General features: G+C 64.9%; 10 protein-coding genes. 7 read left to right on the plus strand and 3 right to left on the minus strand.

The features are described from left to right. The first annotated feature begins 21 nt into the window (after positions 1–21). From ACUXVH_RS22335 to ACUXVH_RS22345, 3 genes are all read left to right on the plus strand, one after another. Entirely contained in the window at positions 22–1299 is a 1278-nt protein-coding gene (locus ACUXVH_RS22335; protein WP_053157919.1) for an NAD(P)/FAD-dependent oxidoreductase, read from the plus strand. Further along, a complete protein-coding gene (locus ACUXVH_RS22340) occupies positions 1296–2123 on the plus strand; it encodes a sulfite exporter TauE/SafE family protein (RefSeq protein ID WP_065363819.1) in 828 nt (275 codons plus the stop codon). Before ACUXVH_RS22335 ends, ACUXVH_RS22340 begins: the two co-directional genes overlap by 4 nt. Before the next feature lie 203 nt (positions 2124–2326). Next, positions 2327–2698, plus strand: coding sequence for a YkvA family protein (locus ACUXVH_RS22345; RefSeq protein ID WP_225368752.1), 372 nt, complete (start codon positions 2327–2329; stop codon positions 2696–2698). A 75-nt stretch (positions 2699–2773) separates the two neighbouring features. Here the strand turns inward: ACUXVH_RS22345 and ACUXVH_RS22350 are convergent, their stop codons facing one another. From ACUXVH_RS22350 to ACUXVH_RS22360, 3 genes are all read right to left on the minus strand, one after another. Then, complete coding sequence (locus ACUXVH_RS22350) at positions 2774–3790, minus strand: PDDEXK nuclease domain-containing protein (protein ID WP_065363818.1); 1017 nt, start codon at positions 3788–3790, stop codon at positions 2774–2776. A 123-nt stretch (positions 3791–3913) separates the two neighbouring features. Next, positions 3914–4324 carry a PA0061/PA0062 family lipoprotein gene (locus tag ACUXVH_RS22355; protein ID WP_019095345.1) on the minus strand — a complete coding sequence of 137 codons (411 nt, stop codon included), beginning with the start codon at positions 4322–4324 and terminating at the stop codon, positions 3914–3916. Positions 4325–4357: 33 nt separating this feature from the next. After that, positions 4358–4762 (minus strand): PA0061/PA0062 family lipoprotein, encoded by a 405-nt coding sequence (locus tag ACUXVH_RS22360; RefSeq protein WP_019095346.1) that lies wholly within the window; start codon positions 4760–4762, stop codon positions 4358–4360. A 229-nt stretch (positions 4763–4991) separates the two neighbouring features. On the opposite strand from ACUXVH_RS22360, the gene ACUXVH_RS22365 reads away from it, so the two are divergent. The 4 genes from ACUXVH_RS22365 (at position 4992) to ACUXVH_RS22380 (ending at position 11506) form a co-directional block, all read left to right on the plus strand. Next, a complete protein-coding gene (locus ACUXVH_RS22365) occupies positions 4992–8213 on the plus strand; it encodes an efflux RND transporter permease subunit (RefSeq protein WP_065363817.1) in 3222 nt (1073 codons plus the stop codon). Then, positions 8203–9369, plus strand: coding sequence for an efflux RND transporter periplasmic adaptor subunit (locus ACUXVH_RS22370; protein WP_065363816.1), 1167 nt, complete (start codon positions 8203–8205; stop codon positions 9367–9369). The genes ACUXVH_RS22365 and ACUXVH_RS22370 overlap by 11 nt, the downstream gene beginning before the upstream one ends. Then, the gene (locus ACUXVH_RS22375; protein ID WP_065363815.1) at positions 9353–10771 is read left to right on the plus strand and encodes an efflux transporter outer membrane subunit; all 1419 of its coding nucleotides are present in this window, start codon (positions 9353–9355) and stop codon (positions 10769–10771) included. The genes ACUXVH_RS22370 and ACUXVH_RS22375 overlap by 17 nt, the downstream gene beginning before the upstream one ends. Before the next feature lie 366 nt (positions 10772–11137). Continuing rightward, entirely contained in the window at positions 11138–11506 is a 369-nt protein-coding gene (locus ACUXVH_RS22380) for a VOC family protein (protein ID WP_073698932.1), read from the plus strand. Positions 11507–11767: the final 261 nt, after the last annotated feature.

Raw genomic sequence — 11767 nt, forward strand, 5'->3', positions numbered from 1 at the left:
ACTCCACACGGAGACCTTGCCATGCGCCCCTTCAACCCGGCCCTGCCCACTGTCGACGGCAGCCACCAGGTGCTGATCGTCGGTGGCGGTGCCGCCGGCATCGCCGTTGCTGCCAGCCTCTTGACCCGCGATCCACACCTGGACGTGGCACTCATCGACCCTGCCCGGCACCACTATTACCAACCCGGCTGGACCCTGGTGGGCGCCGGAGTATTCAGCGCCCAGTCCACCGAGCGCGCCATGGCCGAGCTGATGCCCCAAGGGGTCAAGTGGATCCAGGACGCGGTCAGCCGCTTCGACCCGGAACACAACGCCCTCGTGCTGGAGGACGGCCGGGTGCTGGCCTATGACCAACTGATCGTCTGCCCCGGGCTCAAGCTCGACTGGGCCGCCATCGACGGCCTGCCCCAGGCCCTGGGCAACCACGGCGTGACCTCCAACTACCGCTACGACCTGGCGCCCTACACCTGGCAACTGGTGCAGCAACTGCAACAGGGCGAGGCGCTGTTCAGCCAGCCGCCGATGCCGATCAAGTGCGCCGGAGCGCCACAAAAGGCCATGTACCTGTCCTGCGACCACTGGCTGCGCCACGGCCGCCTGGGGCAGATCAAGCCGCGCTTCCTGAATGCCGGCGGTGTGCTGTTCGGCGTCGCCGACTACGTGCCGGCGCTGATGGAATACGTGAAGAAATACGCCATCGAACTGGATTTCGGCCATAACCTGGTGGCGGTGAACGGCCCGGCCAAACGCGCGACCTTTGTCCGCACCCTGGCCGATGGCCGCCAGGAAACATTGGAACGGGCCTTCGATATGCTGCACGTGGTGCCTCCCCAGTGCGCCCCGGACTTCATCCGCCAGAGCCCCCTGGCGGACGCCGCCGGCTGGATCGACGTCGACCCGGGCAGCCTGCGCCACAAGCGCTACGTGAACATCCACGGCCTGGGGGACGCCACCAATACCAGCAATGCCAAGACCGCCGCAGCGGCACGCAAACAGGCACCGGTGGTGGCCAACAATGTGCTGGTGGCCCTCAAGCGCCTGACCCGCCTGGCCGAATACGACGGCTACGGTTCCTGCCCGCTGACCGTGGAACGGGGCAAGATCGTCCTCGCCGAATTCACCTATGGCGGCAAGCTGGCACCGAGTTTCCCGCGCTGGCTGCTGGACGGGCGCCAGCCAACCCGTCGCGCCTGGTGGCTGAAGGAACGGATCCTGCCACCGCTGTACTGGCGCGGCATGCTCAAGGGCCACGAATGGCTGGCCCATCCGACCCTGGCCACGGACACCCCGAAAGCATGAGCGAACACAGTCTTCTGGGCGCCGGGCTGGGGGCGATCATTGGTGCGATCCTGGCCCTGACCGGGGCCGGTGGCGGCATCCTCGCCGTGCCGCTCCTGGTCTTCGGCCTGGGCCTGAGCATGGTCGAGGCTGCCCCCATCGGCCTGCTGGCGGTGGGCCTGGCAGCCAGCGTCGGCGCGGTGCTGGGCTTGCGCCAGGGCATCGTGCGCTACCGCGCGGCGGGGTTCGTGGCCGGCATCGGCATCCTCATGGCGCCGCTGGGCCTGTGGCTGGCCCACCGCCTACCCAACCTGCCGCTGGCGCTGCTGTTCTCCCTGGTGCTGCTGTACGCCTGCGGGCGCATCCTGCGCAAAGCCAGACTGGAACTGAAACAGGGCCAGCCGGCGCCGCGCCCGGCCTTCATGCCCTGCGTGCTCAACCCGGCCCAGGGCCGCCTGCGCTGGACCCTGCCCTGCGCCCGGGCGCTGACCTTCACCGGAATGCTCTCGGGGCTGCTTTCCGGGCTGCTGGGGGTGGGTGGCGGCTTCGTCATCATCCCGGCCCTGAGCCGCTACACCAACCTGGACAGCAAGAGCATCGTCGCCACCTCACTGGCGGTGATCGCCCTGGTCTCCCTGGGCAGCGTGGTCACCGCCAGCCTCAGCGGGATCATGCACTGGGCGGTGGGCGCGCCCTTTGCCCTGGGGGCGGTCCTGGGGCTGGTGCTGGGACGCCAGGTGGCCAGCCACCTGGCCGGCCCGCGGTTGCAACAGCTGTTCGCCATCACCGGGATCCTCGCTGCCCTGCTGCTGGCCGGCGGCGCCCTGGGGCTGATTGCCCCTTGACCCCTTCGCCAGCCGGCTCCTGCAGCACCGTGTACGCCCCCCGTAGGCGCTGGCTTGCCAGCGAAGGCGTGCTCACAGACGCCCCTGACCTGACGCAAGATTCACGGCGCCTGGTCCGGCCCTTTCGCCGGCAAGCCGGCTCCTACGCTGAGAACGACCGGGGAAATATTGGCCTCTGCCGGTCCAGCGCTCGGGTGGCGACCATGACCTGGACCCATGTCCCCCAGGAGTGCGCCATGTCCACCGCCCAGTCCCTTGAACTCTGTTTCTGGCGCAAGATCGGCCGCTACGCCTCGCGCATCGGCCGGGCCTTGATCCAGAAAGCCCTATGGCTCTACTACGCCGCGCAACGGCCGCAAACCCCGATCTGGGCCAAGACCACCATCTATGCCGCCCTGGGTTACTTCGTGCTGCCGCTGGACATCATCCCCGACCTGATCCCCGGGGCCGGGTACGTCGATGACCTCGGCCTGTTGACCGGCTCAGTGGTGACAGTGGCCGCCCACATCAACGCCGAGGTCCGGGAACAAGCCAGCGCACGCCTGGCCGACTGGTTCGGCAGCGAGTCGGAATGAGCCAGAGGTCGGCGCCAGGCTGGGCATTCGACTCACCAAGGCAGTGCAGCGCCCCCGACACCATGGCCACCCGACTCACCGCGCCTGGGTGTCCAGGGCATAGAACTCCTGCAGCTTGGCCTGCAGCAGTTGCTTGTCCGGCAGTTGGGTCCGGTACTCGGCGATCAGCGCCGGTGACAGGGAACGGTTGAGGGCATATTCCACCACCTCGTCATGCTTGCTGGCACAGAGCAGAACACCCAGGGCCGGATTCTCGTGGGGCTTGCGCACCTGGCGATCCAGGGCCTCCAGGTAGAAGTCCAGCTTGCCCAGGTACTCCGGCTCGAAGCGCCCGACCTTGAGCTCAACGGCCACCAGGCAATTCAACCCACGATGGAACAGCAGCAGGTCCAGGGCGAAATCGCGCCCGCCGACCTGCAGCGGATAGCCTGAAGCGACAAAGCAGAAGTCGCGCCCCATCTCGATCAGGAAATCCTTGAGTTGGCGCACCAGCCCCTGATGCAGGTCGGCTTCACCATGCCCCTGGGCCAGGCCGAGAAACTCCACCATGTAGGCATCCTTGAAGACCTTCAGGGCCTCGGGACGGGCCTGCTTCAAGGTTGCCGAGACATTGGCCGGGCGGGTCAGCGTGCGTTCGAACAGCGCGGATTTGATCTGCCGTTCCAGTTCTCTGCGTGACCATTGTTCCTGGACCGCCAAGCGCAGGTAGAACTCACGTTCACTGGGCCCTTTGCTCTGTCCCATCACCACCAGATGGTGGCTCCAGGACAATTGTCGCACCAGTGGTGCGACTTTCTCGTCAGCACGATAGGCCTCATAAAACTGGCGCATGCGAAACAGGTTTGCCCGGGTAAAACCCCGCAGGCCCGGCTGCTGCCGCGCCAGGTAATCCGCCAATTGCCGGACCACGCCATCGCCCCACTCCGCCGCCTCGATCTTGCGGCTGATATAGGCCCCGACCTGCCAATACAGCTCCACCAGTTCGGTATTCACCGCGCGCACTGCCCGCTGCCGCGCGGCGGTGATCATTTGCGCCACTTCGCCAAATGCCACTTCGGTGGAGCAGATCGCCGCTTCAGCCTCTTGCTTCATGACGCACGCCTGTTTGCTGGGAGACAGGCCCCTATCATCCCCTGGCTCGCCATGGGTCTGAAGTCAGGCCCGTCTCTTTGTGGTGAGCGAAATGTCCTTGTTTGAGCGCGGTAAACAGCCCCGTCAGCCGGGCATGCAATTGAAGTCGTGGGTACTGGCTACCTGCTTGCCCTTGGCGTCATACAGGCGCGCCGACACCTCGTTCCCCAGGCTCGACTCCACCAGTGTGTAATGCTCCCCGGCCTTGAAGCCGCCGTAGCTGATGTGGCCGTCGCAGTCTTGCTGGTTGGAGTCGCCGACGTTCTCTTCAAACAGGGTCACGTCCAGGCGGTGAGCACCGGGCTTGACCTGGAAATAGCGACCATCGTCGATCTTCTGTCCGTCCACCCGTTCGGCCATCAGGTCGTTGGGCGCCTCTTCCTGCAGGCCAATCCAGGCCTGGCTGGGATCGGGCCGGGGCATGGGCCCGGCGCAAGCGCCGAGCAGGCACGCGAGGCCCAGGACGGGTATCAGCAGCAGCGGTTTGAGTGTCATGAAAATCTACCTTGGCAATGGAAAAAAAAAGCCCTACAGGCAACTGAACGGCCGGCTCTGGGCCACCTGCCGGCCCTGGGCGTCCAGCAGAGCGGCGCTGACGTCCTGGCCCTGGCTGGACTCCACCAGTCGGTAATGGCCCCCCGCCTGGAACCCGGCATAGTCCAGGCGCCCCAGGCAGTCGGGTTGCGCCGAGTTGCCGTTGGCCCCTTGCAGCAAGGCCATCCGCAAGCGGTGCTGGCCGGGGCTGACCTGGAAGTAGCGGCCATCGTTCAGGCGCTTGCCATCGACGCTGTCGGCCAGCAAGTCGTTGGGCGACTCCGGAGCAAGATCGATCCAGGCCTGCTGAGGATCGGCCTTGGGCAGCGGCCCGGCACAGGCCGAAAGCAGGCACACCAGGCCCAGGCCCGGCAACAGCAACAAGGGTTTGAGGGACATGGAAGAAACCTCGCAAATGACCGTAATGAGTGCGGCGCAAGCCCGAAAAAACCCCCTGCGCCGATGGCCACCAAGCTTGTCGAGGCCCCGGTGCGAGAACAAATGAATCCACATGAAAGGAAATACAGGCCTTACCTAAAACTTCCTTCACCTGGCTGAAAGCCGCGTGTTAGGTGGGTCGCTGCAGGCTGCCGAGGTTTGCAACCCCACTCCCTCGGAGGTTTTCGGCATGCTCGGGCTGGTCAAGACCGCACTGCTCAAGCCCTACACGTTCATCGTGCTGGCGATATTCATTTGCATCATCGGGCCCCTGGCGGCCCTGCGTACCCCCACCGACGTGTTCCCGGATATCGGCATCCCGGTGGTGGCGGTGGTCTGGCAGTACAACGGCCTGTCGCCGGATGCCATGGCCGGGCGGGTGATCTACACCTACGAGCGCTCCCTGAGCACCACGGTCAACGACATCGAGCACATCGAGTCGCAGTCGCTGCCGGGCATGGGCATCGTCAAGATCTTCTTCCAGCCCGGGGTCGATATCCGCACGGCCAACGCCCAGGTGACGGCGGTGTCGCAAACCGTGCTCAAGCAGATGCCGCCGGGCATCACCCCGCCGCTGATCCTCAACTACAGCGCCTCGACGGTGCCGATCCTGCAAATGGCCTTCTCCAGCCCGACCCTGTCGGAGGCGAAGATCCGCGATCTGGTGCAGAACAACATCCGCCTGCCCCTGAGCTCCCTGCCCGGCCTGGCCATGCCCACCCCCATGGGCGGCAAGCAGCGCCAGATCACCCTCGACCTGGACCCGCAAGCCCTGGCCGCCAAGGGCCTGTCGGCCCAGGACGTGGGCAATGCCCTGGCGGCGCAGAACCAGATCATCCCGGTGGGCACCGCCAAGCTGGGCGGCGATGAATACACGGTGCTGCTGAACAACAGCCCGACCGCCATCGAAGAGCTCAACGACCTGCCGATCAAGACCGTGGACGGCGCGCTGATCACCATCGGCCAGGTGGCCCACGTGCGCGACGGCTCGCCGCCGCAGACCAATATCGTGCGGGTCGATGGGCGTCGCGCGGTGCTGATGCCGGCGCTGAAGAACGGCAATATCTCCACCCTGTCCATCGTCGATGGCATCCGCCAGATGCTGCCGCGGATCAACGAAACCCTGCCGCCAGCGCTGAAGACTTCGCTGCTGGGGGACGCCTCGGTGTTCGTCAAGCAGTCGGTGGGCAGCGTGGCCCGGGAAGGCATCATCGCCGCCCTGCTGACCAGCGCGATGATCCTGCTGTTCCTCGGCAGCTGGCGCTCCACACTGATCATCGCCGCCTCGATTCCCCTGGCGGTGCTCTCGGCCATTGCCCTGCTGGCGCTCAGCGGCCAGACCCTGAATGTGATGACCCTGGGCGGCCTGGCCCTGGCGGTAGGGATCCTGGTGGACGACGCCACCGTGACCATCGAGAACATCAACTGGCACCTGGAGCAGGGCAAGGCGGTCAAGCAGGCCATCCTCGACGGCGCCAAGCAGATCGTCGGCCCGGCCTTCGTCTCGCTGCTGTGCATCTGCATCGTCTTCGTGCCGATGTTCCTGTTGCAGGGCATCGCCGGCTACCTGTTCCGGCCCATGGCCCTGGCGGTGATCTTCGCCATGGCCAGCTCGTTCATCCTCTCGCGGACCCTGGTACCCACACTGGCCATGTACCTGCTCAAGCCCCATACGCCGGAAGCAGGTCCGGGGCATCACCCGGAAGATGCCTTCATCAACCACCACGAAGGCGAACAGCATGCCAAGCCGCGCAATGCCCTGGTGCGCGGGCTATTGGCCTTTCAACAGGGTTTCGAGGCGCGTTTCTCCAGCGTGCGCGACACCTACCACGGCCTGTTGCACCTGGCCCTGGGCCGACGCAAGACCTTCATCCTCGGCTTCTTGGCCTGCGTGCTGGCCTCCTTCGCCCTGCTGCCGAGCCTGGGCCAGGACTTCTTCCCCGCCACCGACGCCGGCGCTCTGGCCCTGCACGTGCGCCTGCCCCTGGGCACGCGGATCGAGGAAAGCGCGGCGGCCTTCGACCGCATCGAAGCGCGCATTCGCGAGGTGATCCCGGCCGAGCAACTGGACAGCATCATCGACAACATCGGCATCCCCTTGAGCGGCATCGACATGGCCTACAGCAACAGCGGCACCATCGGCCCCCAGGACGGTGATATCCAGGTCACCCTCAAACCCGGCCACGCCCCCAGCGCCGACCTGGAGAAAAAGCTGCGTGAAGCCCTGCCGGAAAGTTTCCCCGGCAGCCAGTTCGCCTTCCTCCCGGCGGACATCAGCAGCCAGATCCTCAACTTCGGCGCCCCGGCCCCGCTGGACGTGAAAATCTCCGGGCCCAACGACGCGGCCAACCGTGCCTACGCCCTGGAACTGCAACGGCGCCTGCAACATGTGCCGGGCATTGCCGACCTGCGGATCCAGCAGTCCACCGGCTACCCGTCGCTGCAGGTCAAGGTCGACCGCCTGCGGGCCAACGGCCTGGGCATCACCGAGCGCGACGTGACCAACAGCATGGTGGCCTCCTTGGCCGGCAGTTCCCAGGTGGCGCCGACCTTCTGGCTCAACCCGAAGAACGGCGTGTCCTATTCCATCGTCGCCGCCACCCCGCAGTACCGCCTGGACAGCCTGCCGGCCCTGGAGGCGCTGCCGGTCACCGGCAGCAACGGCCAGTCGCAGATCCTCGGCGGCCTGGCGGACATCTCCCGGGTCGAGAGCCCGGCGGTGGTCAGCCACTACAACATCCAGCCCACACTGGACCTGTACGCCAACGTCCAGGGCCGCGACCTGGGCGCCGTGGCCCACGACATGCAAAAGGTCCTGGACGACGCCGCGGCCCTGCGGCCCAAGGGCGCCACGGTCAGCCTGCACGGGCAGATCGATGCCCTGCATGAAGCCTTCAGCGGCCTGAGCCTGGGTCTGCTGGGGGCGGTGGTGCTGATCTACCTGCTGATCGTGGTCAACTTCCAGTCCTGGGTCGATCCGTTCGTGATCATCACCGCGTTGCCAGCGGCCCTGGCCGGAATCGTGTGGATGCTGTTCTTGAGCGGCACCTCGCTGTCGGTGCCGGCGCTGACCGGAGCCATCCTGTGCATGGGGGTGGCCACCGCCAACTCGATCCTGGTGGTGAGTTTCTGCCGCGAGCGCCTGGCGGAACACGGCGATGCCCTCAAGGCTGCCCTGGAAGCCGGCTACACGCGCTTTCGCCCGGTGTGCATGACCGCCCTGGCGATGATCATCGGCATGCTGCCCCTGGCCCTTTCCGAAGAGCAGAACGCGCCCCTGGGCCGCGCGGTGATCGGCGGGCTGTTGCTCGCCACCGTGGCCACCCTGATCTTTGTCCCCGTGGTCTTCAGCCTGGTCCACGGCCGCCGTCCCCAATCCGCTGTTGCTGGAGAAAACACCCATGTCGCCTGATCACACCCCTTCGCGCAAACGCCTGATGCTGCTGGGCATCGGCGGCCTGAGCCTGGCTGCCCTGCTGGTGGCCAGCGGCCTGGCCGCGCGCACCCGGCATGAACGGGCCGTCGTTGCCTGGACCGAAACCGCCGCCGTGCCGCAAGTGCTGGTGTTCCAGCCGCAGCACAACGTGCTGGGCGACACCCTGCGCCTGCCGGCGCACCTGGAAGCCTGGAGCAAGGCGCCGATCCATGCCCGGGTCAGCGGCTACCTCAAGGACTGGACCCAGGACATAGGCACCCACGTGGCCGCCGGGCAGGTACTGGCCCATATCGACAGCCCCGACCTGGACCAGCAAGTGGCCCAGGCCCGGGCGCGGATGACCCAGCAGCAAGCCAATGCCCGGCTGGCCCAGACCACCGCCGAGCGCTGGCAGAACCTCTTGGCCAGCCACTCGGTATCGCGCCAGGAAGCCGATGAAAAGACCTCCAACGCAGCCGCCGCCAAAGCCAACGCCGAGGCGGCCGCCGCCGACTATGCACGGCTCTCGGCGCTGGAAGACTACAAAACCATTCGCGCGCCGTTTGCCGGCACCCTCACCGCCCGCCACACCGATATCGGCCAGCTGATCAAGGCCGACAACGACAGCGACCCGGAGCTGTTCGACCTGGCGGACACCCACAAACTGCGGCTCTACGTGCCGATTCCGCAGAACTACGCCAGCGTGATCCGCCCTGGACTGGTGGCGCAGTTGAGCGTGCCGGAACATCCCGGCCAGCACTTCAGCGCGCAACTGCTGGGCGACTCCACCGCCATCGACCCACGCTCCGGCACCCTGCTGGCACAGTTCGTCGCCGCCAACCCCGACGGCGCCCTGATGCCCGGCGACTATGCCGAAGCCACGCTGGCGATTCCCGCCGACACCCACGGTGTGAGCATCCCCGCCAGCGCCCTGATCTTCCGCGCCCAGGGCACCCAAGTGGCGGTGATCGACAGTGCAAAACGCGTGCACCTGCGCAGCATCCATATTGGCCTGGACCTGGGCGAGCGGCTGGTGATCGACCAGGGCCTGCAAGCCACGGATCAAGTCATCGACAACCCGCCGGACGCCCTGCGCGAAGGTGATCTGGTGCAACTGGCGGACGCGGGAGGCGAACATGCGCCCAAGGCTTAAGCCCCTCGCCGCCCTGCTGTTGCTGGCCCTGCACGGCTGCTCCCTGGCGCCCCACTACCAGGTGCCGCCCATCGACCTGCCGGCGCAGTATCGCGAACAGAACGCCGACGGCCCCTGGCACCCGGCCGCCACGCCCCAGGTCATTGCCGAACAGTGGTGGCTGCTGTACCAGGACCCGCGTCTCAACGACCTGCAACAGCGCCTGCTCCAGGCCAACCCGGACCTCGCCGCGGCCCTGGCTCACTATGACGGCGCCCAGACCTACGCCAGCCAGCTGCAGGCCGGGCTGTTCCCGCAGATCAGCGCCAGCGCCCAGCCGTTGCGCCAGCGTCAGTCGGACAGCCGCCCCCTGCGCGGCAGCACGCAACCGTCGATCTACAACAGCAACACCGCCGGTTTTGCCCTGGGCTTGGACCTCGACCTCTGGGGGCGGATTCGCAATCAAGCGGCTGCCGGAGATGCCCAGGCCCAAGCCTCCGGAGACGACTTGGCAGCCGCGCGCCTGAGCCTGCAAAAACAGCTAGCGAGCCTGTATGTGCAACTCAATGGCCTGGACGCCCAGAGCCGCATCCTCAGCCACTCCCTGGAGGATTACGCCCAGGCCCTGCAACTGACCCGCGACCGTTATCAAGGGCAGATCGCCTCGGAACTGGACCTGACCCGGGCCCAGAGCCAACTGGCTAGCGCCGAAGCCGAACTGGACGAAGTGCGCGCCCAGCGCAACCTCACCGAACACGCCATCGGCGAACTGGTGGGCGAGCCGGCCAGCCAATTCCACCTGGCGCCCTCTGCGCAACTCTTGAGCCTGCCGAGCATTCCCCGGCAACTGCCCAGCACCCTGCTGCAACGAAGGCCGGACATTGCCGCCGCCGAACGCCGTGTGTACGCCGCCAATGCCGGCATCGGTATCGCCCGCGCCGCCTGGTATCCGGATTTCAGCCTGACCGGCATGCTCGGTGGCCAGACCCAGGGCGTGGGCAACCTGCTGGCGGCGGGCAATCGCTATTGGGCCCTGGGGCCGTTAGTGAACCTGCCGATTTTTGACGGCGGGCGGCTGAGCGCCAATGAGCGCCAGGCCCACGCCGAGTTCGAAGAAGCCGCCGCCCATTACCGTGGGCAAGTGCTGCGGGCGGTGCGCGAGGTGGAGGATAACCTGGGGCAACTGCGGGATTTGCGCCAGGAAGCGCTGGACCAACAGGCGGCGGTGAATGCTGCCCAGCACACGCAGACCTTGGCCATGAACAGCTATCAGGCCGGAGCAGTGAGTTACCTGGATGTGGTGACGGCGCAGACCGCAGCCTTGCAGGCCCAGCGGGGGTTGCAGGCGGTGCAGACAAGGGAGTTGCAGGCCAGTGTGGGGTTGGTGGTGGCGTTGGGTGGGGGGTGGAAAGGTGGGGCTTGAAACCTGAAACATGATCGCCTGGCGGGTCTCTCCAAGGTGCCCCGGCGCGCCAATCCACAATACGGTGTTGGTGAACCTTGGCTCGTCCTCCCCAGGTACCTTCGCGGCCGGCTAAATGCGGTTTCAGCAAACTCCACACATTGTCGGAGATATCGTGGCGCCGATGAGTTGCAAGGGCATGACACGCACTTAAGCCGAGCCGGCTTAACGTAGGATTTCCCCAAACTCAGCGGCCTACCCTTGCTGTGCGTATCGATCAATCCTGACGGAAACTGTCACTGCCCTGCAGCATAATGACGACAATGAACAGCTTTAACATGCTAATCATGAGTACTAAACCCTGCTACAAATACGAGACATTAAACTATGAGAATCAACTACTGCGTCCTAGGTACAAATAACATGGAGGCCGCAATTGAGTTCTACAATGCACTCTTTGAGGAAACAGAACTCAAGTACGTGATATCAACAGACAGAATGACTTACTGGCAAAGCAGCAATTTCTCATTTGCGCTAGCAACTCCCTTTAACAAGGAGCCTGCAACAAATGGAAATGGCACGATGATTGGTTTTAATGTTGACTCTGTAGAAAAAGTAAAAAGCTTTCATGAAAAGGTGATTGAATTAGGCGGTACCTGCGAGGGTAAACCCGGCCAACGGGGACCATACTTTTCAGCGTATGCGAGAGATTTGGATAAAAACAAACTATGTTTTTCTGCCCAGATGCCTGCTTAATCTCATGCCCACAAGCTTTGATAGCCCAGAGGGCAATACAAATATCTGAGCAGAAGTATTGCTTCACCATCAGTTCCTCTGACGGTGAACGGCTAGATAAATGAAGCTTCAGCGAGTTCCACAAATTAATCTAGATATCGTGCCGCCGATGGCTTGCAAGTGCCACGACACGCTGGCCGTCTAACTGGATAAACCAACCATCAATGTTTTTGGGGGCTTGTGACGACACCCTCTAATTTATTTTAAGGGATGATATAGAGG

Source organism: Pseudomonas sp. 8(2025), from assembly GCF_052665325.1.

Bases quoted from the DNA above. Each gene is read 5' to 3' on its own strand.
- ACUXVH_RS22345 (WP_225368752.1), top strand. From the start codon at position 2,327: ATGACCTGGACCCATGTCCCCCAGGAGTGCGCCATGTCCACCGCCCAG.
- ACUXVH_RS22375 (WP_065363815.1), top strand. From the start codon at position 9,353: ATGCGCCCAAGGCTTAAGCCCCTCGCCGCCCTGCTGTTGCTGGCCCTG.
- ACUXVH_RS22365 (WP_065363817.1), top strand. From the start codon at position 4,992: ATGCTCGGGCTGGTCAAGACCGCACTGCTCAAGCCCTACACGTTCATC.
- ACUXVH_RS22380 (WP_073698932.1), top strand. From the start codon at position 11,138: ATGAGAATCAACTACTGCGTCCTAGGTACAAATAACATGGAGGCCGCA.
- ACUXVH_RS22350 (WP_065363818.1), bottom strand. From the start codon at position 3,790: ATGAAGCAAGAGGCTGAAGCGGCGATCTGCTCCACCGAAGTGGCATTT.
- ACUXVH_RS22370 (WP_065363816.1), top strand. From the start codon at position 8,203: ATGTCGCCTGATCACACCCCTTCGCGCAAACGCCTGATGCTGCTGGGC.
- ACUXVH_RS22335 (WP_053157919.1), top strand. From the start codon at position 22: ATGCGCCCCTTCAACCCGGCCCTGCCCACTGTCGACGGCAGCCACCAG.
- ACUXVH_RS22340 (WP_065363819.1), top strand. From the start codon at position 1,296: ATGAGCGAACACAGTCTTCTGGGCGCCGGGCTGGGGGCGATCATTGGT.
- ACUXVH_RS22355 (WP_019095345.1), bottom strand. From the start codon at position 4,324: ATGACACTCAAACCGCTGCTGCTGATACCCGTCCTGGGCCTCGCGTGC.
- ACUXVH_RS22360 (WP_019095346.1), bottom strand. From the start codon at position 4,762: ATGTCCCTCAAACCCTTGTTGCTGTTGCCGGGCCTGGGCCTGGTGTGC.